Source organism: Flavobacterium sp. Arc2 (assembly GCF_041431385.1).
Taxonomy (GTDB): domain Bacteria; phylum Bacteroidota; class Bacteroidia; order Flavobacteriales; family Flavobacteriaceae; genus Flavobacterium.
The window spans coordinates 22,093-46,705 of sequence record NZ_JASMRH010000003.1; the positions used below are offsets into that span (position 1 = coordinate 22,093).

The window sequence follows — 24,613 nt, forward strand, 5'->3', positions numbered from 1 at the left end:
ATGAGGAAGATAAATCAAATATAAGATTTTAATACTAAGTTCCCAAGGAACTACATCCATTCCAACTGCTAGACAGTTTACTAAAAATAGGATTCCTTATGGCAATCTCTCTTTGGAAATCAATAAAACACTTTCGTTCATTTCCGCTATCACAATTTGGACATCATTTTCATTTGTTCTCCAATTTACAAACGAAGCGCGAATTCCCTTTCGGTTTTCGTAAACTGTTGGCGTCATAAATACTTTACCTCTATCGTTAAGATTAGCTAAAAAAGAATTTACATTTTCCTGATTATGGTCTCCCGCCAAAGTAAAACAAACGTTATTTAGATGAGTTGGAGCTAGTAATTCAAAATTTTCGTTTTCACTAATAAAAGCATCAAATCGCAATGCCATTGTCACACTATTCTCTATAATATCCTGATACCCTTGTTTCCCGTAGGCCAATAATGAAAACCAAACAGGCAATGCTTTTAACCGTCGGGAATTTTCAGGCAATAAATTTAGATAACTAAAGTTTTCCATTGGATTTCCCAAATACGGTGCATTTGAATTTTGAAAAGTTTCAATTTGTATATTTCTATGATCCTCTTTAACCAAATAAAACGCACTTTCATAGGGCACATTCAACCATTTATGACAGTCAACAGTAATGGAGTCTGAGTTTTCCCAGCCACTCACTAAATGTTTGTATTTAGTAGAACATGCAGCAAACCCTCCAAAAGCAGCATCAATATGCCACCAGAAATTATATTTTTCTTTTAGTTTAGTTATTGCAGTGAAATCATCAAAATCAGCTGTATTTACGGTTCCCGCACTAGAAATCAAAATGAAAGGTTGTCCGTTTAAGTTTGCGATATTTTTTTCTAAATCATCAATATCAATTGCTTCCCTATTTCCTTCGATCGTTTTTATCTTGGTGAAATTTTGACTTCCTATTCCCAGCATCGAAAGGCATTTAATAGAAGAGGAATGTGGAGTTGCTGAAAGAATATTTATGGGTTCAGTAATTCCATTTTTAGCAAAATCTTTTCCTAGTTGTTTTCCTAACCATTGTCTGGCAACAGCCAAACAAGTAAAGTTAGACATGGTCGCACCAGTGACGAATCCACCCATAAAAGTTTTTGGTAAGTCTAATAATTGCAACAGCAAATTAATTGTTTCAATTTCTATCAAAGCTGAGACACCGCCTTGCGCATTTGTCGCTTGTGTATTTTGGTCATAAATAGTAGTCAGCCAATCACCAACGATAGATGCTGGTGTAGCACCTCCAGTGACAAGCCCCCAATATCGTGGACCCGTTTGCGAAACCATTAAAGGGGCCAGACGTTGATTGAACTCTTCCAAAGTCGGCAATGCCCCCAAACCAAAATCGTCAAGATTCCTATTTGTTGTTATTCTGTTTTTATTTGAAGTCGAAATAGTATCAATTGATTCCAGAAAATCAACTCCTTGCTGTTTTACTTTTTCAAGAATGTTTTTGATTTCATTTAAATCTTGTTGCAGAATAGGATTCATTATATTCGAAATTAAAAAATTTTACAAGTCCGAATGTAATGAATTATCTGAAGTTACTTAGATGAAAACAGCAATAACTCATCCTTACCTTTTCATTGTAAAATGTCCTTTATATACTTTTCCACTGGCTCTTTTAACAACAAACCAATAATCTGTAGCGGGAAGCTCGTATCCATTATACGTTCCGTCCCATGAAGAAGTTGCATTTAATTGTTTTAAAAACTTTCCGTATCTATCAAATATTTTCACATCAATAGATGGCTCCGATGCCGAAAACTTAATAGCCCAAGTATCATTGTACCCATCGGCGTTTGGAGTGAAGTATTTCGGGTAATTCAAAATAAAAACTTCTTGATTTACGATTCCACATTCGTTTTTATCACGAACATACACCGTATAATCTCCGCTATATAAATCAGTAAAAGTGTTGCTATCCTGATAGTTTATTCCATCGATTGAATATTCGTAATCTCCAATACTAGCATCTGTTAAGGCAACCACAATTACATTATCTGCATCAGTCCAATCTTGCGTTTCAACATTTGCTATTGTAGCGACATTCGATAAAAACACATTAAAGTTTTTTGTTGACGAACAGCTACTGCTTCCGTGACCTTGACTAACCGTAACCGAATACGACCCCACAGTTTGAATAATTATTGATGACGTCGTTTCACCCGTTGACCATAAATAACTATCAAAACCAGATCCTGCATCAACAGTAACACTACTATTTTGACATAAAACCACATTGTCCTCAATTGCAATAACTGGATTACTCACTAGCGACAAACTCAACTTAGCCACTTGATAACATTTGTCATTAGAATCGATTCTGACAAAAATCTCTGTATTCCCCAATGGTAAATTATAACTTGCAAACGAAGTTATTTGTGACAACACCTCCTGATTTTCGGCTCCGGACAACGTACTATAGTAGCTTAAAGCACAGTTTGTACAAGTCGTTATTCCCGAATCATAATCGCTTAAATCGATAACTTCATTACTATCGCTTAACGCATCACAAAGAATATCGCTAACATCATTTACTGGAACAGTTGGAGACACAATCGAAACCGTAACGGCTAATCTATTTATACTTTCACAACCATTTATTGTTTGGGACACATAATAAGTAAGTCCGTTTAAAAGCTTTGTAGTTACTGGCAACACAGTTCCATTCGTGGACCCATCATACCATCTAACATTTGTACCTATAACTGTCAAACTAGCAATTGTTGCTTTTTGAGTTGTACAGAAATCTTGTAAAGCAGCTCCCGTGGGTGCTGGAGTATTTTGAATAGCTATCACAACGGGAACTCTTAAACTCTCGCAAGTGCTAACAGATTGCGAAGCATAATAAGTTCCCGTTTGTAATATTGTACTTCCTACTAGCAGATTACCATTTGCAAAAGCATCATACCATTTTATAGCTGTTCCCGTTATCGCAATATCATTTAGCGTTGCATTTTGTTGCACGCAAAATTGCTGTGGACTCGTTGCCACAGCAAGAGGCTCTGTATTAATAAATGCTTTTATTTCGGCTGAATTTGCAACAAGCGAAACACAACCCAAAGCATTTTTAATGACCACTTCATACGTTCCCGCATTCAAACCATTCATTGAATTTGCAGTAAACCAAGTGTTTCCATTATCATAACTATATAATGCAGCACTATCAGAAACGGCAATTGTTCCGGTTGCTGTAAAACAATCTGGTTGCGTAATTACTACTGTTGGCGTTGGTGGATATCCTGGTGGAACAAAAATTTCGACCGCAATCACAGGAGTTTCGCAGCCATAGCTATTTCTGGATTTTAAATTGTAGATACCCGCAACTAATCCTACTTTAGAATTCACTGTAGTCCAAGCTGCACCATTATCAAAACTATATTCATAATCCACATTCGTAAAAGTAATCGTACCAAATGGATCTACGCAAATAACAGGCTGAATAACTGTTACCGTTGCCGTTCCAGAATTCGGAACTATTGTGTCAATATGTACTGGTATCGCGGTCGAAACACAGTTGGCTGTTCCTTTTGCAGTTACCGAATAATCTCCCCCTGCCAGCCCAGAAAATACGGCACTCGATTGATAATTTGTTCCATCGATACTATAAGTGGTATTCCTTGAACTATCTACAGTTATTGTTCCTGTTGGCAGTGCGCAACTTGGTTGTAATGTAGTAATTGAAGGATTCAACGGACTTGCGGCAACAGTGACAGTCACTGTATTTGAGCTTACTCTACAGGAGGCTGATGAAATATTTGTTCGTTGAGCAGTAGTCATTCTATATAAATAAGTGCCCGCACTGTTAAAAACCGCATTATAAGTCAAGGAAGTTGCAGCAGTTACGTCTGTCCATGTTGTTCCGTTATCTGGACTTACTTGCCATTGATAAGCTGGATCCGAATATACCGATGTTCCAACATTACCAATTAGTGTGTATGTCGCAACATCATTATCGCAGACAGTTAGATCTGTACTGTTGTTGTTTTGCACCATAGCCGAAACTATTGGACCACAAGCTCTAAATGTAATATCGTCTAAAGCCAAATCATTTCCTGGTGCTGCACCAACTGCATTGTTTAGCATTGTAATTACTACTTCGGAATCAGTTCCCGTCGTAAAATAGAATCCAGACTGTTTCCAAGTACTTGAAGAGGTTACAGCGAGCGATCCCGTGTTATAGGTTACAAGTACCGTTCCTGATGTTGTACTAACGGTAAAAGTAACATTGGGGTTAGGAGAAGTAAACGTCATCACATTCATTAACCAGGCTGAGAATTCATAAGTTGTACCAGGACATAAATTAGTCACCGTTTTGGTATAAAAAATTCCGGCTGTAGCCAAGGTAGAGGCATTAACCACCATCATATATCCGTTGGTATTGCCAGTATGATCTGTAATAATATGCCAAGCTGTATCTCTTAATCCGGTGGTTGTATTGACGATAGTGTAGTAACCCTCATCTAATTTTCCTGAAGCAGAATAGGTATAGGCTGTAATCGCAGATCCCAACGCACCGCCGCGTCCCGTTCCTGATCCAAAATCGATATTTACAACTGGATCACCTAAACTACCAGTACACAATTGTGCGCGCAAATGAGAGGTCAAAAAAAGTGTAATTATAACTATAAAAAGGAGTCTCTGTTTCAAAACGTATTAATTTTAGAGTAATAATACATTTTTGACTACTGTTTTTGTAAAAAACTCAGCGAAACCCCGATACTATTCAGCGAATCGCCTTTTTCGACTTTCGAGAAATAGCATTAATGAAAAAGCCCCATTTGCTTTTAAACAAATGAGGCCTAATAAATTGAAACAAACTAAAAAAATCAGTCCGTTTTGTTTGCAATACCTTTAAAAAACTTGGCTTGCTATTTGTCTAATATTTTCTGATTTTCCCATAGAATAATAATGCAATACAGGAACTCCCGCTGCTTTTAACTCAAGTGATTGTTGAATTGCCCATTCGATTCCTACTTGTTTCACATCACCATTTGTTTTACATTTATCAACAGCATCAATTAAATCTTCTGGTAAGTCAATACGGAAAATTTGTGGCAAAATCTGTAAATGTCGTTGTACTGCAAGTGGTTTGATTCCGGGAATAATAGGAACTGTGATTCCCATTTCACGTGCTTTGGCAACAAACTCAAAATATTTTGAATTATCAAAAAACATTTGAGTAACCACATAATCAGCACCAGCATCTACCTTTTCTTTTAGCCTTTTTAAATCGGAAATCAATGACGGAGATTCCAAGTGTTTCTCTGGATATCCCGCCACACCAATACAAAAATCAGCTTTGTTATCTACATGCATAACATCATGCAAATACTTCCCTTCATTCAATTGATAAATTTGCTGAACTAAATCAACTGCAAAATTATTCCCTCCTGCTTTTGCCACAAAAGACTGTTCGTCTTTCATCGCATCACCGCGCAATGCCATCACATTATTAATTCCTAAATAGTGACAATCAACCAATAAATACTCAGTTTCTTCTTTAGTGAATCCACCACAAAGTACATGAGGTACCGTATCAACATTGTATTTATGCTTAATCGAAGCACAAATACCCAATGTTCCAGGACGCATTCTCGTTAGTTTTTTATCTAATAAACCGTTTCCTTTATCGACATAAATATACTCCTCGCGAGATGTAGTTACATCAATAAATGGCGGTTTGAAATCCATTAATGGATCAATATTATCGTATAATTCTTGAATACCTTTTCCTTTTTGAGGCGGAATGATTTCAAAAGAGAATAATGTTTCTCCTTTTGCGTCTTCTATATGCTGCGTTACTTTCATTTTTTTTAGTTTGAAGTTTAAGGTTTAAGGTTTAAGGTTCTCTCGAACAACTTTAAACTTTAAACTTTAAACAAATTTCAACTTGAAACAAGATTCTTCTAGTCTGCTATATTCGGACTCAGCCATTTTGTTGCCATGTCAGTAGAAATACTTCTACGTTTAGCGTAATCGATTACTTGGTCTTCTTTTATTTTCCCAAGTCCGAAATATTTACTTTGCGGATTCCCAAAATAATATCCAGAAACTGATGACGCTGGCCACATCGCCATACTTTCTGTCAAGGTTACCCCTATTTCTTTTTCGACATTTAGTAATTTCCAAATTGTTGGTTTTTCTAAATGGTCCGGACAAGCAGGATATCCGGGCGCAGGACGAATTCCTTTGTACTCCTCAGCAATCATAGCTTCGGTACTTATGTTCTCATCTGATGCGTATCCCCAAACTTCTTTACGAACTTTTTCGTGTAAATATTCGGCGAAAGCTTCTGCAAAACGGTCGGCTAAAGCTTTAACCATAATCGAATTATAATCGTCTAAATCTTTTTCGAATTCAGCTGCCCATTCATCCACACCAAAACCAGTGGTGACACAAAATGCCCCCATATAATCCACCTTTCCATTGTCTTTTGGAGCAATAAAATCAGACAACGCAATATTTGGTGCTCCTTTCGTTTTTTGAGATTGCTGACGCAGCGTCAAGAAGAGCCCCCTAACCCCCGAAGGGGGAACCTCCAAGTTTGTCTTCAATTCTTTTCTAACACTTTCTATAGTATTATTAATATCAGTCAAAACTTGTTTGTTCGTATATCTTACAACTTTAAAACCTTTTGATATCAACCAATCTGTTCTATATTGATCGTGCTCTTTTTGTTCAATAGTATCATGGACTCCACCATCAACTTCAATAACTAACTTTTTCTCTAAACACACAAAATCAACTATGTACTCCCCAATTATATGTTGTCTTCTGAATTTTAAGTCCTCAATTCCTTTGTTTGATAAAACATTCCAAAGCATTTTCTCTGCCTCTGTTGGTCTGTTTCTCATTTCTTTGGCGCGTTCTTTCAAAACATCGTACAAAGCTGGACTTGCTGTTTCCCATGTTTGCTTTTCCTCAATATGAGTAGCTCCCCCTTCGGGGGCGGGGGGGGCTTCGTACAACTCAATATCATCATCGTTAATTTGATTCGCAGGGAAAATTCCGTAGATTCCTTTAGCTGTTAGTTTCTTTTCTTTCAAAATAACGGTTAACATTTCTTGTGCATCTGCAAAAACCGAAGTCGCTTGCTCTCCCACTACTTCATCTGTCAAAATCGCTGGATATTTTCCAAACAATTCCCAAGTTCTAAAAAATGGCGTCCAGTCAATGTAAGGAACCAATACGTCTAATTCTACTTCGATGACTTGTTCACCCAATACATTTGGTTTCACAGGAGTAAAATTCTCCCAATCCAATTGCAATTTATTTTTACGAGCTTGTTCAATAGTCAAGAAATTTTTGTCGCGCGAACGGTTCAAAAAAGTTTCTCGAAACGCATCATATTCTGCTCTTATATCACTCGCATATAATTTTTTATCCTTGTTCAACAAACTTCCAGCAACCGTTACGGCTCTCGAAGCATCATTAACATGAATTACTGTTTCTCTATATTGAGGTGCGATTTTCACGGCAGTATGCGCACGCGATGTCGTTGCTCCACCGATCATCACCGGAATTTTCATTCCTCTTTTATCCAATTCTTTCGCTAGAAACACCATCTCATCTAGCGACGGCGTGATTAATCCGCTCAATCCTATAATATCAACGTTGTGTTCTATTGCTGCTGCTATTATTTTCTCTGGAGCAACCATAACCCCTAAATCTACAATCTCATAGTTATTACAAGCTAACACTACGGAAACAATATTTTTACCTATATCATGTACATCTCCTTTTACCGTTGCCATCAAGATTTTACCATTCCCTTGTTTGTCACCAGCCTGTTTACTCTCTTCTATAAAAGGCAAAAGGTAAGCCACAGCTTTCTTCATCACACGTGCTGATTTCACCACTTGTGGTAAAAACATTTTTCCTGATCCAAATAAATCCCCAACCACATTCATTCCCGTCATCAAATTAATTTCGATAACTTCGATCGGTTTTGCAGCCGCCAGTCGGGCTTCTTCAATATCTAAAAGAATAAATTCATCCACTCCCTTTACCAATGAATGCGTCAATCGTTCCTGAATAGTTCCCGAGCGCCATTCCTGAATTGCCTTTTCATTACTCTTTACATCTCCTTTTACATTTTCAGCAAAATCCAATAGTCTTTCAGTAGCATCGTCTCTTCTATTTAGAATTACATCCTCAACGCGTTCCAATAAATCTTTTGGGATATCATCATAAATGGTCAACATCTCTGGATTTACGATTCCCATCGTCATTCCGTTTTGAATTGCATGATACAAGAAAACGGAGTGCATCGCTTCCCTAACCGTATCATTTCCTCTAAATGAGAATGAAACATTACTTACTCCGCCACTAATATGTGCATGAGATAAATTTTCACGAACCCATTTTGTTCCTCTAAAGAAATCCAAAGCATTCAAGCGATGTTCTTCCATCCCAGTCGCAACTGGAAATATATTTAAATCGAAAATAATATCCTGTGGAGGAAAACCAACTTTATTTACCAAAATATCATACGAGCGCTGGCAAATTTCAACTCGACGATCGTAATTATCAGCCTGTCCTGTTTCATCAAAAGCCATGATAATTGCAGCGGCACCGTAACGTTTAATCAATTTGGCATGATGAATAAATTGCTCTTCTCCTTCTTTTAACGAAATTGAGTTTACGACACTTTTTCCTTGCACAACTTTAAGTCCTGCCTCTATAATATCCCATTTTGAGCTATCAATCATGATAGGCACACGCGAAATATCTGGTTCAGCAGCAATTAAATTCAGGAATTTCGTCATGGCATATTCGCCATCCAGCATTCCTTCATCCATATTAATATCGATGATTTGTGCGCCACCTTCCACTTGCTCCTTTGCGATGCTCAGTGCCTCTTCGTATTTTTCTTCCTTGATTAATCTCAAGAATTTTCTAGAACCCGTAACATTGGTACGTTCCCCAATATTCACAAATACGCTATCTGGCGTAATGATTAAAGGTTCTAATCCCGATAATACCAAGTTTCTTCTAGTTTCTGCTTGTGCCATTTTATATTTTTATTTGTCCTACACGATCTTAAAAATTATGTAGGTATAACTTTTTAATTCTTATTGTTCTGGGCGTGCCCCAAAAGGGTCGGGCTATTCGCTGCAAGTCCTCGCTCTTCCTTCGTCAGGCTGTGGGCTTTTCACTGCTATCCCTCACGCGATTTTGTTCTAATAACAATACTCTTTTTCTCATTTTTGTCTTTCCGACGAAGGAGGAATCTCATTATCTGAATCACTTGGTGTGATTTCTCCTTCGTCGAAATGACAAAATCAACTAATTTTATTTTTTTAAAGAACGTTTTACTCTCTTTGCGGGCACAAGCGAGACGCTTGCGCTAGTAGGTGACTATAATATAGACGCGACAAATCGCGTCTTTACGTTTTTACATTGTTGCTGTTGATACTCTTGGCTTATAATCCTTGGCAATATCTGCAATTAACCTGATGTGTTCTGGGGTTGTACCGCAACATCCACCTATGATGTTTACCAAATTATCGTCGAGATATGTTTTTATTTGTGATTGCATTTCGGCTGGTGTTTCGTCATATTCTCCAAAGGCATTTGGCAATCCTGCATTAGGATGTGCCGATACATTGAAAGCAGTATTTTGCGACAATGTTTGTAAGTATGGTTTTAACAAATCAGCTCCAAGAGCACAATTAAATCCTACACTCAACAATGGAATGTGTGAAACCGAAACCAAGAACGCTTCTACCGTTTGTCCAGAAAGTGTTCTTCCTGACGCATCAGTAATTGTTCCTGAAACCATGATGGGAATATCGATATTGCGTTCGTCTTTTACTTCTTCGATTGCAAAAAGTGCTGCTTTTGCATTTAAAGTATCGAAAATAGTTTCGACCAATAATAGATCACTTCCGCCGTCAATTAAGGCTTCTACTTGTTGCTTGTACGCAATACGCAAATCATCAAAAGTTACTGCTCTATATCCTGGGTCATTTACGTCTGGTGACATACTTGCCGTTCTGTTTGTTGGTCCTATTGAACCAGCTACAAAACGAGGTTTGTCCGGATTTTTAGCTGTCCATTCATCGGCTACTTCACGGGCAATTTTGGCCGATTCGTAGTTCAATTCATAAACAATGTCTTCTAGATGATAATCGGCCATTCCGATGGTGGTTCCTGAGAAAGTATTGGTTTCAACAATATCAGCTCCTGCCTCAAAATAAGCAGCATGCACCGCTTTTATAGCTTGTGGTTGTGTGAGTGATAATAAATCGTTGTTTCCTTTTAAGGAATGTGGAAAATCTTTGAAACGCTCTCCTCGAAAATCTTCTTCGGAGAAATTGTAGCGTTGCAACATAGTTCCCATGGCTCCATCGAGAATGAGTATGTTTTTTTTAATGGCTTCTTGAATGTTCCCCCTAACCCCCGAAGGGGGAATTCCTAAACTGTCTTTAATCTCTTTTGACATAACGTATGATAATTGAAATCTAGAAAACTTTCTAAATCTATACTTTTGATTAATAATTACAAAAGTTCACTACTGTTTCTCTTTAGCCCTGATGGGAGCGGCATCCTTTTTATCCTGAACTAAATTCAGGATAAAAAGATATAGCGTACAGCAGGAAAGATGATGGCAAAAAAGCACCAATCATTCGCTCTAAAAAAAATATCGATATGTTGTCAAGAAAAGGTTTGAGAAATACTGTGGAAGTATTCTTGTGTTATCTATCTTAGATGCTGAAATATATTCAGCATAAAGTAGAATGTAGCACCTTCTTTATAAGATAAAGGGTTGCTAAGGTTTCATCGGGTCTTTCCCTCCGCCTTTCGTGATAACTGTCAATAAATATAGGAACACTACAAAGAAAAGACATAGCGCTAATACTTGCAAGTATTAACGCTATATTTTTTTATTGGTTTTTATTCGAATTGTTACACAATGGCTTTAACCACTGCTTTTGGAGCTTCTTTACGAGTTCCGTCAAATCCGTCAACACCTGAAACTGTAGTATATTTCAACACATAACGTTTCCCTGGATTGATAATTTGGTAAGCTGCCTGACACATTAATGTCGCTTCGTGAAAACCACAAAGGATTAATTTTAGTTTACCTGGATAGGTATTCACATCTCCGATAGCAAAAATACCTGGAATATTAGTTTGGTAATCTAAAGCATTATTTACTTTGATTGCATTTTTCTCTATTTCTAATCCCCAGTTTCCAATAGGACCTAATTTTGGCGTAAGACCAAAAAGTGGAATAAAGTAATCTGTAGGAATGGTTCTTTGTGCTCCATTTTCATCGATAACAATCGACTCGATGTGCTCTGCTCCATTTAATCCTACTACCTCAGCCGGTGTAATCATACGAATTTTTCCTGAATCTTTTAGCTCCTGTACTTTTTCAACAGAGTCTAATGCGCCACGGAATTCGTTACGACGGTGAATCAATGTCACCTCTGATGCTACATCTGTCAGGAAAATACTCCAGTCAAGCGCTGAATCTCCTCCACCTGCAATCACAACTCTTTTATCTCTAAACTCTTCTGGATCTTTGATAAAGTATTTAATTCCTTTATTTTCATAGAAAGCGATTCCGTCGATAAGTGGTTTTCTAGGTTCAAAACTTCCTAAACCACCTGCAATAGCAACTACTTTAGCATGAAACTCAGTCCCTTCGTTTGAAGTTACAATAAAGCTTCCGTCTTCTTGTTTTACGATTGTTTCAGCACGCTCTCCTAAGGTAAATCCTGGCTCAAATTGTTTGATTTGTTCCATTAAATTATTTACTAAATCTCCCGCTAGTACTTCAGGAAATCCTGGAATATCGTAGATAGGTTTTTTAGGATATAATTCAGATAGCTGCCCACCTGCTTGTGGCAAAGCATCTAATATATGGCATTTTAATTTTAATAATCCTGCTTCAAAAACGGCAAATAAACCAGTTGGTCCGGCTCCTATTATTAGGATATCTGTTTCAATCATGTTCAATACTTTTATTCCTCCCACAGCCCCCTCCAATCCCGATAGCTATCAGGAGGGGGAGACTGGGAAGAGTTTCTTTTGTTATACTTGTTCTTACTTATTATTTTGTTCACAAAGGAACGAATGATTCGCTCAAAAATAAATGATAAATATCATTCGAACACTATGTTCTATTTTCTTTATTCTCTTCTCTAATTTCTTTGCTCTATTCTCTGTATTCTTTATTTTTCAACGAAGCTGTGATCTCATTCATCTTTTGTACTTTCTCTTCGAAATCACCTTTTAAGGTTTTGCGATATTCATTGAGATTTTCTACCATTTTATTAATATCCTCAGGAATCACTTCTTCAAAAAATTCTCGTAATCTTTTGGCTGTTGTGGGTGATTTACCATTTGTTGATATGGCAATTTTCACATTCCCTTTGGTTACGATTCCGCCTAAATAATAATCACAAAGTGGCGGTGTATCGGCAATATTACAAATTAAATATCTTTCTCTACATAAATCATAAATCCTTTTATTCACTTCAAGATCATCTGTACAAGCAATAACCATATGCCTTTTCTTTAGCATCTTTTTCTTGAATTTCTTCATGGTCAACTTTACCGAATCATGCTTATTGACCAACTCAACTAATTCTGGTAAAAACCGTGGTGCAACAACCTCAACATTTGCATTAGGGCTGGATTTCAGCATGAATGTCAATTTTTCTAAACCTACATTTCCACCTCCTACAATCAATACATTAAGATTGTTGAGTTTTAGAAATACGGGGTATAATTCATTCCTTTCCATATATTACATGTTTGTTGCTAATGGATTTTAATTCTTTATAAAATCCCTTGCTTTTCTTACTATCGGCTACTACTTCTCCAATTACGATAATGGCTGGAGAACTTAAATTCTTGTCGGCAACTACTTGCTGAATCGAATTTATTGTTCCTATTCCAATTTTTTCCTCTGGAGTGGTTCCGTTTTGAATAATTGCTACGGGCGTTTCTCCCTTAGATTCATTTTGAAAAATAGACACAATCTGGTCTAACTTACTCATCCCCATCAAAACAACAACTGTTGCTGATGATTGAGCCGCCAAAGCCACATCTGTTGATAGTTTTCGCGCCGAAGTTGTCCCTGTTATTACCCAAAAACTCTCCGAAACACCTCTTTTTGTCAAGGAAATTCCTTGAGAAGCAGGTACGGCGATAGCCGATGAAATTCCAGGAACAACAAATGTAGGAATTCCAAAACTTTCTACATAGTCTATTTCTTCACTTCCTCTACCAAAAATAAAAGGATCCCCCCCTTTAAGACGAACGACATGGCCATAAGTTAAGGCATTATCTACAATTAGTTGGTTGATTTGGTCTTGCGTGTAAGCGTGGCATCCTTTTCTTTTTCCAACAAATATTTTCAATGCGCGTTTAGGAGCATAGCTCAACAACTCTTCATTAGCCAAAGCATCGTATAAAACCACATTGGCTTCAGCAAGTGCTTTTGCTCCTTTTATAGTAAGCAAATCTGGATCTCCAGGCCCCGCTCCTACTAAAGTTACTATTGGTTTTACTGTTTTATGCATTAGCTAAGTCTTTTGCTCTGTAGGTTTCTATATTTTGAAAGAAAGCAATTGCTTCCTGTATGTATTTTTTGGCGAAAGCCTCAGAAGGTTCATTTTGATTAATTTGGTATACCAAGTCTTTAAAAGTTGAATCTAAAGCTATTTTTTTAGTTTCAACAAAAACAGTATCAAACAAATTGATGATTCCTGCATGGTGGTTTGTTTTTTGGTTTTCAGCCAATAACAAAGCTTTAGCACCATTTACAAAACCTGCATACGCCAAGTAAATAGCATCAGCCCAATTTTTATCTTCGAAAGCTTCTTGTGCAAAAGTCAATTTATCTTTGGCTTCCAAAATTAAAGTTGCTACTAGGTCAATTACAACTCCAGCACATTCCCCTACTCCAACCGCTTTTACATAATTGTCAGCATTTCCCCAATCGATAAAATCTTCGTCGGTAAGATTAGTAACATCCGCCAAAGGTTTTAAGAATTCGTAGAAATACTTTTCGCCTTGAGCGTCATAATAATCTAAGAAAGACTTTCCGTTAGCATTCGCTTCAAAATCATTTAAGATATAACGTAATGCATCAGGTCCTCTCCGACTTGGAATCTTGATTACTTTATCAGAAAAACGTCCTTTTCCATCTCCTAAAATTCCGCCTCCAAGCAATACTTGTAAAGCCGGAGCCACTAATTTACCTGAGTTGATAGACATTCCTTGAAAACCAATTGAAGACATGTTGTGTTGTCCACAAGCGTTCATACAACCACTAATTTTGATTGTGATTTCTCTATTCTCTTTATATTGCGGAAATTCTAATTTTAATACTCTTTCTAATTCCTCAGCAATTCCGGTACTACTTGCAATTCCAAGATTACAGGTATCTGTTCCTGGACATGCGGTGATATCGTTAATTGTATCGTAACCCAAAGTCACGAAGTCTAATTTGGCTAGTTCTTGGTAGAAGAATGGTAAATTTTCCTCTTTTATATTTCTAAGAACAATATTTTGCTTTAATGAAAAACGCAATTCATTTGCTCCATAATTTTTAATTAATTCGGCCAACGCTCTCGCTTTATCTGTATAAAAATCTCCTAAAAGGACTTTAATACCTATCGCAACATAACCCGCTTGTTTTTGAGCAATCACATTCGATTGTTTCCAAGCTTCATAAGCAGCTGTATCGTCAATAGTTACTGCAGGTACTTCTAATAAAGTAGCTGGAATTGCACCGTCAAAAGCAGTAGTATCAATTTCGTATGATTGGTATGACAATGCTTTTTTCTCTTCATCAACTAGACGTAAAAACTCATCTCTTCCAATATCCTTAATTAGGAATTTCATACGTGCTTTTAAACGTTTGGCTCTTTCACCATGACGATCAAAAACTCTTAACACCCCTTCTGTTGTTGGGATGATTTGATTTACCGGAATAAATTCTGATAATAATTCAGCGTGATGTGGTTGAGAACCTAATCCTCCACCAAGCATTACTTTGAAACCGCGTTCCCCGTTTACAATCTTTGGAATAAATCCTAAATCATGCAAATAACTTAGCGCTGTATCTTTATCAGAAGATGAAAATGACATTTTGAATTTACGTCCCATTTCTTGACAAATAGGATTTCTCAAGAAAAACTGAAACATAGCGTGCGCATAAGGCGACACGTCAAAAGGTTCGTCAACATCAACACCAGCCAATTCACTTGCCGTAATGTTTCTTACCGTATTCCCGCAAGCTTCACGTAATGTAATATCGTCTTTGGCAAGGTTTGCCCAAAGTTCTGGCGTTCTATCTAAACTCACATAGTGAATTTGGATATCCTGACGCGTAGTAATATGCAAACGTCCTGTTGAATATTCATCTGAAACTTTAGTAATACGCACCAATTGTTCACTAGTCACTTTACCAAAAGGCAATTTGATACGAATCATTTGCACGCCTTCTTGACGCTGACCGTAAACTCCACGCGCTAAACGCAGACTACGAAAACGCTCATCGTCAATTTTACCATCTTTGAATAAGGCGATTTTTCTTTCTAAGTCGATTATCTCTTTTTGAACAATCGGATTCTCTATTTCGGTTCTAAAACTTTCCATACCTATTTACTGTTATCCTCCCCCCGGCCCCCTCCGAAGGAGGGGGAGCCAGTGAGGAGCTTTATTGTGTTATATTCTGGTTATAAACTTCATAGCCACAAAGTTTATCTACAAACATTTTCTACAATCTCTCCCTCCCCTTTGGGGAGGGCTGGGGTGGGGATTCCTATCGTATAAACCCTACTCCTGCTGTTGTATTGGTTGCTGCATCGATTAAGATAAAAGCACCATTTGATTTATTGTCGTTGTAAGCATCAAAATAGATTGCTTTGCTTAACTTGATATTTACTTCTCCTATTTCGTTAATTGCTAATTGAGACGCTTCTGTAGTTCCTGAGAAATCAGTTGCAATTACGTTTTTCACGCTATCAATTTTAGCTAAAACTCTGTTGGTATTGTGTTGTACAAAATATTTTGCCCCTGGAACCAACTTTTTACTGTCCATCCAACACACTGTTGTATTAATATCTTTCTCAACTTTAGGCAATTCAGATGATTTTACAATCATATCTCCTCTGGTCACGTTAATATCATTTTCTAATTCGATAGTAACAGAAGACCCCACTGAAGCTTCGTCAAATTGCTTGTCAAAAAAGTGAATGTTAGATACTTTCGATTCTGTTAAAGACGGCAATACAGTAACTGCATCTCCTACTTTAATATTATTGCCATACAATTTTCCAGCATATCCTCTGAAATCGTGGTACTCTTCGGTTTTTGGTCGAATAACAGTTTGAACAGGAAAACGAGCTTTTCCTTTTTCATACACATCTGCAGGATCCAAAGCTTCAAGGTGTTCTAGGATTGTTTGTCCTTCGTACCATGGCATTCCACCTAATGATTCCACTACATTATCACCTGTTAAAGCACTCAACGGAATGTAACTTACGTTTTGTTCTTTAAAAGTACTTTTCGCGTTCAATGCTTCAAAGTCGGCTTTAATTTTATTGTAAACTTCTTCAGAATAATCAACCAAGTCCATTTTATTAACAGCAACAATCACCTCTTTTACTCGCAATAAATTATTGATAAAAAAGTGACGGTAGGTTTGTTCAATAACACCTTTACGCGCATCAATTAAAATGATCGATACTTGTGAAGTTGAAGCTCCTGTAACCATGTTACGAGTGTATTCTACGTGACCTGGAGTATCTGCAATGATGTAACTTTTCTTTGCAGTAGAAAAATAAATATGCGCTACATCAATTGTAATTCCTTGTTCTCTCTCAGCAACTAATCCGTCAGTAGCCAAAGAAAAATCTAAATAATCATATCCTTTTTGCTTACTGCTTTTTTCTATTGCTTCCAGTTTGTCTGTCGTCAAAGATTGTGTATCGTATAATAATCTTCCGATTAATGTACTTTTTCCGTCATCTACACTTCCTGCTGTTGCTATTTTTAAAACTTCCATTTTATATGTTTTGTTTCAGGATTTCAAGTTTAAGGTTTCAAGTTTTGTTGAATGCCTCTATACAAACTTTTAAATCTGAATGTTTTTATTTTTATTTCTATACAGAACACGTACTCTGTATTATATTTTAACCTTGTGAATGAAACTGAATCGTATAATATCTCTATTGAAATAATCTACACCATTTGATCTTTCTTGAAAACTATTCAAATAACCTAATTCTAAAGCAACTGCTGGACTCACTCCCACTTGTACTGCTGCATAAACTCGGTTTTGATCGAATGTGTTTTTGATAATTTTGTTTCCGCCATTAATCATTATTTCATCGTATAAAATTGCTTTTAGATATTGCTTTTCCTTCTTCCAAAAAGTATAATCTCCTTGGATTCGATATCTAAATCTGAGATAGAACGTGGTTCCATCTTCAAGCATTAATTTACTCGCATTGTGAACAAACCGTTCTTCTAATAGATATCTATGATTTAAATTCACTTTACCTAAACTCTGTTTTACTGTTACATCTTGCTGAAAACGATATTCAGGAATATGAAACCCAGTTTTAACCTCAGGATCTTGTGTTGCTACCGAGAAATAAGCAAAACCAGCTCCTAACTCTACCTTATCTGTTACCTTATCTCTAAGTTGAACGCGGCCTACAAATATATTTTCCGCTACGGGATTTATAAAAATCCTATTATCAATCTCAGTATGAACAGACCATTTTGTATTTAATTCCAGCTGATTATAATATCGTGTCCAGAGCAAACTTTGTTTGTCAACGTTTTTCTCTGTTTGTGCAATTAAACCAGTACTAAAAAGAAATACACCCAAAAAGATTCTCAAGAACTGCATCCTAAAAGTATCCTTGTTGTTTTCTTTTCTCCATCGCTGCCTCAGAACGTTTATCGTCAATTCTAGCTCCACGCTCAGAAATTGTAGACATTCTAATTTCACCAACTACTTCTGATATTGTTGCAGCATGAGAGTCAACTGCCGCTGTACAACTCATATCTCCTACTGTTCTAAAACGAACAATACGTTCTTCAATTTCTTCATTTTCTTCTTGGTAAACAAAAGGAGAGTGTGACCAAATCATTCCGTCTCTCAAGAATACTTTACGTTTGTGAGAGAAGTAAATTGATGGGATTTCGATTTGTTCTTGCTCGATATAACTCCACACATCTAATTCTGTCCAGTTTGAAATAGGAAAAACACGTACGTTTTGCCCATTTTCAATTTTCCCGTTCAATAAATCAAACAATTCAGGACGTTGGTTTTTTTCATCCCATTGACCAAAATCATCACGAACAGAAAAAATACGCTCTTTAGCTCTTGCTTTTTCTTCATCTCTACGCGCACCACCAATACAAGCATCAAACTTGAATTCGTCAATCGCATCTAAAAGAGTTGTAGTTTGCAAACTGTTTCTACTAGAATATTTTCCTGTTTCCTCAACTACTTTTCCTTCGTCAATAGCGTCTTGTACATTACGAACAATTAATTCTAAACCTAATTCTTTAACCAATCGGTCCCTAAATTCGATTGTTTCAGGGAAATTATGCCCTGTATCTACGTGCAATAATGGAAAAGGAATTTTAGCTGGGAAGAATGCTTTTTGCGCTAATCTCACCAAAGTAATTGAATCTTTACCTCCAGAAAAAAGCAATACTGGCTTATCAAATTGAGAAATAACTTCTCTAAAAATGTATATCGCTTCGCTTTCTAATGCGTTTGTTTTTAATATTGAACTCATATTTTTAGTTTAAAAGTTTAAAGTTTAAAGTTTAAGGTTGTTGCGACCTAAACTAAACCCTCTCTACTATTTATAATTTCTATTCTCTTTATTCTTTTTTCTATTCTCTTGAATTTACCCTTGGTGCAAACCACATTCTTTGTGACTTGATTCCCACCACCATCTTCCAGCTCTGATGTCTTCTCCCTCGGCTATTGCTCTGGTACAAGGAGCGCAACCGATGCTTACAAATCCTTTTTTATGTAATGCATTTTGCGGTACATTATTTTTTTCTAAATAATCTTCTACTTCTTTCAAAGTCCACTTTAGTAAAGGGTTGAATTTGATTATTTCAAACTTCGCATCGTATTCAAAAAGATCTAAATCATTTCTGTTTTCAGATTGCTCGGCTCTTAAACCAGTAATCCAAACTGAATTTCCTTTTAAAGCTTTAGTCAATGGCGCTACTTTTCTAATAAAACAGCACTCTTTTCTATTTTCAACCGACTCGTAGAAGCTATTTGGTCCTTTTGCATTCAATAGATTTTGAACATCGGTCGCTTCAGGAAAATATACTTCAATGTGTTTTTTGTATTTCTTTAATGTCTTATGAAAAACATCGTAGGTTTCTTGAAACAAACGGCCTGTATCTAAAGTGAAGATGTTAATTGCCGTATCACTTTTAGCAATTAAAGCTGTTATCACTTGGTCTTCTTGACCAAAAGAAGTCGAAAACACTACTTTATCTTTATATTCATTGGCCAAAAAAGCAAAAGTTTCTTCAATTGAGAAGTCTTTTGTTTTTTCTATTAATGCATGTACTATAGTTGCGCTCATTTTTCTTTTTTATTTTACAAAATCCATTATCCTATCGGTTTAGTAGATTACTACGCAAAAGTACTACTTATTTCCAAACTACAAAACAAAAAATTACTTTTCTGCACCCAAAAGCAATAGCACCTTAACTACTCAACAAAAGCATATTAGTCCCCCGAGGCATAAAATTATTAAATAAAATATTTATCTTAATTCCATTATTGTTATTCCTAAATAAAATCATGAAATTCTAATAATTGTTTAATTTTTAAAATATATTTCAGTTAGTCTACTTCCCCTATAGGATAATTATAAAATAGTTATTAATTTTGACCAAAAATTATTTGTATGGATTTTCAAATAGGATTAGTCATCGCAGGTTTAACCGTAGGTTTCATTGTTGGCTTAACTGGTGTAGGAGGTGGATCTTTGATGACACCTATATTATTATGGTTTGGTATTCCTCCAACAACAGCTGTTGGCACGGATCTATTGTATGCGGCATTTACCAAAATGGGTGGTATTTATGTGCATCATAAAAAAAAGAATATTAATTGGACCATTACGGGTTGGCTATCCTTAGGGAGTGTCCCTGCGGCATTATTAACTTTGTGGATTTTACATAGTATCAAAACAGACATTACTGCTTTAAATGCAGTAATTAAATATAGTCTGGGTTGGGCACTACTTTTAACCTCGATAGCAGTTTTGTTCAAAAAGAAACTATTGATTATTTCTCAGAAACATTCTGGTGACAAATTTCATAGCGAGAGTAAAACACAAAATATACTAACCGTTGCAATAGGTGTACTACTAGGCGCAACTGTAACACTAACGTCTATAGGCGCAGGAGCTTTAGGTACGGTAACTTTATTTTTCCTATACCCTCTTTTAGCAACTCCCAGATTAGTTGGTACTGAGATTGCTCATGCTGTTCCTTTAACACTTGTAGCAGGTTTAGGACATGCCACAATGGGAAATTTAGACTTGGGCTTGCTAGGACAGTTATTAATAGGGTCACTTCCTGGAATATACGTAGGGAGTATGCTAAGTGGAAAAGTGCCTGACTTATTTCTTAGAAATGCCATTGCGATGATGTTGTTTTTTGTAGGCTACAAACTAGTTTTCATAGGTTAAACTTCCAGTTATTAATTCAAAAAAAAAATACCCTTTCATTGTCTATCCAATGAAAGGGTATTTTTTTATCTGCGAATTACTTTAATCGGATTGACTAAAAAGCGATATCAGCAAGTGTGTTGTTTTCTAATATTTTTAATGTATTGTCACGTACTTCAGTCATTAATTTGCGAACTGCACAGGCAACCTCATCTTTACAATCATCACATTTTTCATAAAAGTTATGACTTGCACAGGGCAACAAAGCAATTGGACCTTCGAGAATACGGTACACTTTGGCCATATTAATCTCTTTCGGGTCTTTTATCAAATAATAACCGCCTCCTTTTCCTTTTTTGGCACCTAAAAAACCAGAATGACGCAAAAGCAACAAAATACTTTCCAAAAATTTCACGGAAATATTTTCGCTTTTTGCAATATCAGCAATAGCAACTGGCGTTTGATCTTCTTGGCGAGCCAAAAAAGTCAACGCTTTAATTCCGTATTTTGTTTTCTTTGAAAGCATGGTAAAGATTTTTAATTCATTTTTGAAGGATAAGGATTTTTGATATAAAAAACCCAATTAACTATTCAATAACAACAAAAATATGCTATTTTGAATCTAATTTACATAAAAAAGATTCTTACTTTAAATAGTTGTTTCAAAATCTTTCAAAGACCTTCCGTCTGCAAGTTTCCATTCCGTTTGTCCATTCGCACTTCTACCCATCAAAATTGCAGCAGCTGTAGATGGACTACTAAATATATAATCTTCTACAAATTCATAATAATCGCCTTTATTAACAAGTAAACCTTCATCAATGAGCTTTTGTCTATTTTTCACAAGACTTGCACTTAAAGAATTTGTAATTACATACGCAGCTTTAGAACCTTTGAATATCAAAAAACCATCAGATGTTGGCTCTCCTTGTCCTTCAGCACCTCGCGCTGCCTTAATAAAGAAAAAGTTTTGCTTTTGCTGAACCTTCACTACTCTTTTATCATCAAATACTTTATGCCCTAATGTATTAACTAGAATTTTGACATATCCAATAAACTCTTCCATTTCTGCTCTATCAGATTCTGAAATAGATGATTGTGTCGGAATCATTGAATTTTCAACTTTATAACGTTTAGAGTTTATTGCAATATCGTGAAGTCTATTTTCCAAATACTTGATGTGAGCTTTATTAAGGTTGTCATCCTTAGAAATAAAAACAATAGCTTCATTCCAGAATTCCTTTCCGCTTAAATGTTGTTTTAACCTACTAAAAACAGATTCAGCTTCTCCAATATAAACCAAATCATTATCCTCTTCGTCTTTTCCAAAAAGTAAATAAACTCCAGTGTTATTCAAATCATCTCTATCTGAACATTCTTTAATGTTAATTCTTGGTATTTTATAAGCTTTCCCTGTCCAATTAGAAAGTTCACAACTCATACGTCCATTTGAATCTCCATCAATCAAAAATATTTTTATTGTCTTTCCTAGTGCCATATATATTTTAAAAAAAACTAAGATAATACTTTAAAACTCAAACTAAACTTTCATTTTAATAATCTCAAATATAAACACAAAACCCACAGCTATAAACTGTGGGTTTTAAATATATGCTATAAGAAAAACGTTTAAGAAAGTGCCTGCTCTAAATCAGCAATTACATCTTTTACAGTTTCCAGTCCTACAGAAACACGTACTAAACCATCTGTAATACTTACCGCTAATCTCTCATCAACTGATAACTTACTATGTGTTGTTGATGCCGGATGTGTAACAATGGTTCTGGTATCTCCCAAGTTTGGTGACAACGAACATAATTTTATTTTATCCAAAAAGTTACGTCCTGCTTCAAGTCCTCCTTTTATTTCAAAAGCGACAATGCTGCCACCCAACTTCATTTGCTTTTGGGCAATTTCATATTGTGGATGTGATTTCAAGAAAGGATATTTTACCTTATTTACATTTGGATGCTGTTCTAAAAACTCCGCAACCTTCATTGCATTTTCGCAATGTCTGTCCAAACGAATTGCTAATGTCTCTAAACTTTTTGATAAAACCCACGCATTAAATGGGGATAAAGAAGGTCCCGTAAGTCGGGAAAACAAATAGATTTTATGAATCAACTCGGGATTACCAACCGTTACTCCGCCTAAAACTCGTCCTTGACCATCCATTAACTTTGTAGCAGAATGCACGACCAAATGCGCTCCCCATTTTATAGGTTGCTGTAAATAAGGCGTTGCAAAACAGTTGTCAATTACGAGAATCAAATTGTGCTTTTTGGCAATATTCCCTAGCAATTCCAGATCTATAATATCGACTGCGGGATTCGTTGGCGATTCAGCAAAAAGAATCTTTGTATTGGGTGTAATGAAACTTTCAATGGTTTCTGGTTCGTTAATATCAAAATACGAGGTTTCGATATTCCACTTTGGAAAATAATTGATAAACAACGAATGCGTCGCCCCAAAAACACTACTTGACGAAACGATATGATCGCCAGATTTCAATAATGCAGCCATGGTTGAATATACGGCAGCCATTCCAGAGGCAAAGGCAAAACCAGCAGTTGCGCCTTCCATCTTGCATACTTTTTCTACAAACTCGTTGGTGTTTGGGTTGCTGTAACGGCTATAAATATTTCTATCTTTCTCTTCTGCAAATGAAGCACGCATGTCTTCGGCATCTTCAAACACAAAACTAGAAGTTAAGTATAATGGAACGGAGTGCTCTAAATATTGGGTGCGTTCTAATTGGGTACGGATGGCTTCGGTTTCAAAACCAAATTCTGAATTATTCATTCTCTTTTGTTTAAAGTTTAAAGTTTAAAGTTGTTCGAAATTAGTATTTCAACACTCCCTCCCTCTTCAAACGATTAATTTTATTTTTAGATTTTACCTAATTCCACTCCATTCAAAACTACTTTATAATGGATGGTTGCCGTTGGTTCTAAAGTTTTAGAAACCGAGCAGTATTTATCGAAAGAAAGTTGAGCAGCTTTGGCAGCTTTGTCTTCTTTTATGTTTCCTTCTAAGTAAAAAACCAAGTAGATGTCTTTAAAAGGTTTTGCTTCACCAACCTGAACACGTTCTCCCTCTACCTCAGCTTTAAATGAAGTGATTTCTTGACGTTGTTTTTTTAGAATCGAAATCATATCAATAGCGCTACATCCTGCAACTCCCATTAATACTAATTCCATTGGACTTGATCCTTGATCATCGCCACCAAATTCTGGACGGCTATCTACATTTACTATATGGCCACGTTCGTTTTTTAATTCGAAATGGAAATTGTCGTTTACTCTGTTTAATGTAATTTTCATTATTATCCCCTCCCCAACCCTCCCTAAAAGGGAGGGAGCCAAGACCGAAGGTATGTCCCTTTTTTAATTATTATTCTTTATTTGAACGCGGATAAAACGGATTTGCTATAGCAAAAACGCGGATTTCAAACGCGGATTTTTATATATTTATTATTTTATTTGTTCATCATAATACGAGTAAAAATAGCAAAATTGAAACTATCCAAAATAAACTATTGAACCAACCATCTACAAACACTGTTTTATCCATTGTCCAATATGTATCAATACTATTTCTTTTGTATTTTAAGTAAAACACTTTACTTAAAACATAATAAAATCCCTGCGCAATCAAAGGTATAAATAATGAATTGACAGCTGTGCTTTTCTCTAAACCTGCAGTTAAAATTATTAAACCAATTAAGAACAACACTATATTTAATCCTAGGATTTTGAAAAATGATTGCTTGTTATCTAATTTACTTTTATCAAATAAAAAAATAATCGTCACATTCATTCCAATTATAATATACAGGATATTCATGTTCTTACTATTTATTTTAAATCTGAAATCAAAAA

General features: G+C 36.0%; 19 protein-coding genes and 1 riboswitch. Of the genes, 1 reads left to right on the plus strand and 18 read right to left on the minus strand.

What is annotated here, in order from left to right:
- Window positions 1–96 precede the first annotated feature (96 nt).
- The 13 genes from QO182_RS02500 to QO182_RS02560 form a co-directional block, all read right to left on the minus strand.
- Complete coding sequence (locus QO182_RS02500) at window positions 97–1,518, minus strand: aspartate aminotransferase family protein (protein WP_371541300.1); 1,422 nt, start codon at window positions 1,516–1,518, stop codon at window positions 97–99.
- An 84-nt stretch (window positions 1,519–1,602) separates the two neighbouring features.
- The gene (locus tag QO182_RS02505; protein WP_371541302.1) at window positions 1,603–4,680 is read right to left on the minus strand and encodes a T9SS type B sorting domain-containing protein; all 3,078 of its coding nucleotides are present in this window, start codon (window positions 4,678–4,680) and stop codon (window positions 1,603–1,605) included.
- A 204-nt stretch (window positions 4,681–4,884) separates the two neighbouring features.
- Complete coding sequence (gene metF, locus QO182_RS02510) at window positions 4,885–5,841, minus strand: methylenetetrahydrofolate reductase [NAD(P)H] (RefSeq protein WP_371541304.1); 957 nt, start codon at window positions 5,839–5,841, stop codon at window positions 4,885–4,887.
- A gap of 98 nt (window positions 5,842–5,939) precedes the next feature.
- Entirely contained in the window at window positions 5,940–9,047 is a 3,108-nt protein-coding gene (locus QO182_RS02515) for a vitamin B12 dependent-methionine synthase activation domain-containing protein (RefSeq protein WP_371559775.1), read from the minus strand.
- 383 nt (window positions 9,048–9,430) lie between these two features.
- Entirely contained in the window at window positions 9,431–10,480 is a 1,050-nt protein-coding gene (locus QO182_RS02520) for a homocysteine S-methyltransferase family protein (RefSeq protein WP_371559779.1), read from the minus strand.
- A 250-nt stretch (window positions 10,481–10,730) separates the two neighbouring features.
- A riboswitch (SAM riboswitch) is annotated at window positions 10,731–10,851 on the minus strand.
- A 93-nt stretch (window positions 10,852–10,944) separates the two neighbouring features.
- Window positions 10,945–11,997 carry an NAD(P)/FAD-dependent oxidoreductase gene (locus tag QO182_RS02525; protein ID WP_371541312.1) on the minus strand — a complete coding sequence of 351 codons (1,053 nt, stop codon included), beginning with the start codon at window positions 11,995–11,997 and terminating at the stop codon, window positions 10,945–10,947.
- Window positions 11,998–12,202: 205 nt separating this feature from the next.
- Window positions 12,203–12,793 carry a bifunctional precorrin-2 dehydrogenase/sirohydrochlorin ferrochelatase gene (locus QO182_RS02530; protein WP_371541315.1) on the minus strand — a complete coding sequence of 197 codons (591 nt, stop codon included), beginning with the start codon at window positions 12,791–12,793 and terminating at the stop codon, window positions 12,203–12,205.
- Complete coding sequence (gene cobA, locus QO182_RS02535) at window positions 12,780–13,574, minus strand: uroporphyrinogen-III C-methyltransferase (RefSeq protein WP_371559781.1); 795 nt, start codon at window positions 13,572–13,574, stop codon at window positions 12,780–12,782. The genes QO182_RS02530 and cobA overlap by 14 nt, the downstream gene beginning before the upstream one ends.
- Entirely contained in the window at window positions 13,567–15,657 is a 2,091-nt protein-coding gene (locus QO182_RS02540) for a nitrite reductase (RefSeq protein ID WP_371559783.1), read from the minus strand. Before QO182_RS02540 ends, cobA begins: the two co-directional genes overlap by 8 nt.
- Before the next feature lie 166 nt (window positions 15,658–15,823).
- Complete coding sequence (locus QO182_RS02545) at window positions 15,824–17,068, minus strand: sulfate adenylyltransferase subunit 1 (protein ID WP_371559786.1); 1,245 nt, start codon at window positions 17,066–17,068, stop codon at window positions 15,824–15,826.
- Window positions 17,069–17,188: 120 nt separating this feature from the next.
- Window positions 17,189–17,992, minus strand: coding sequence for a DUF2490 domain-containing protein (locus tag QO182_RS02550; protein ID WP_371541325.1), 804 nt, complete (start codon window positions 17,990–17,992; stop codon window positions 17,189–17,191).
- Window positions 17,922–18,821 (minus strand): sulfate adenylyltransferase subunit CysD, encoded by a 900-nt coding sequence (gene cysD / locus QO182_RS02555; RefSeq protein ID WP_371541328.1) that lies wholly within the window; start codon window positions 18,819–18,821, stop codon window positions 17,922–17,924. The genes QO182_RS02550 and cysD overlap by 71 nt, the downstream gene beginning before the upstream one ends.
- A 114-nt stretch (window positions 18,822–18,935) precedes the next feature.
- Window positions 18,936–19,637, minus strand: a complete 702-nt coding sequence (locus tag QO182_RS02560; protein WP_371559789.1) for a phosphoadenylyl-sulfate reductase — start codon at window positions 19,635–19,637, stop codon at window positions 18,936–18,938.
- Between the two features lie 327 nt (window positions 19,638–19,964).
- On the opposite strand from QO182_RS02560, the gene QO182_RS02565 reads away from it, so the two are divergent.
- On the plus strand, window positions 19,965–20,753 hold the full coding sequence (locus QO182_RS02565; protein ID WP_371541333.1) for a sulfite exporter TauE/SafE family protein: 789 nt from the start codon (window positions 19,965–19,967) through the stop codon (window positions 20,751–20,753).
- Window positions 20,754–20,847: 94 nt separating this feature from the next.
- Here QO182_RS02565 and QO182_RS02570 read toward each other — a convergent pair whose 3' ends face one another.
- The 5 genes from QO182_RS02570 to QO182_RS02590 form a co-directional block, all read right to left on the minus strand.
- Window positions 20,848–21,258, minus strand: coding sequence for an Rrf2 family transcriptional regulator (locus QO182_RS02570; RefSeq protein ID WP_371541335.1), 411 nt, complete (start codon window positions 21,256–21,258; stop codon window positions 20,848–20,850).
- Window positions 21,259–21,381: 123 nt separating this feature from the next.
- Entirely contained in the window at window positions 21,382–22,230 is an 849-nt protein-coding gene (locus QO182_RS02575; RefSeq protein ID WP_371541336.1) for a GIY-YIG nuclease family protein, read from the minus strand.
- Window positions 22,231–22,361: 131 nt separating this feature from the next.
- Window positions 22,362–23,534 carry a PLP-dependent aspartate aminotransferase family protein gene (locus QO182_RS02580; protein WP_371559793.1) on the minus strand — a complete coding sequence of 391 codons (1,173 nt, stop codon included), beginning with the start codon at window positions 23,532–23,534 and terminating at the stop codon, window positions 22,362–22,364.
- A gap of 86 nt (window positions 23,535–23,620) precedes the next feature.
- On the minus strand, window positions 23,621–24,055 hold the full coding sequence (locus QO182_RS02585) for an OsmC family protein (protein ID WP_371559796.1): 435 nt from the start codon (window positions 24,053–24,055) through the stop codon (window positions 23,621–23,623).
- 166 nt (window positions 24,056–24,221) lie between these two features.
- Window positions 24,222–24,578, minus strand: coding sequence for a hypothetical protein (locus tag QO182_RS02590; RefSeq protein ID WP_371559799.1), 357 nt, complete (start codon window positions 24,576–24,578; stop codon window positions 24,222–24,224).
- Window positions 24,579–24,613: the final 35 nt, after the last annotated feature.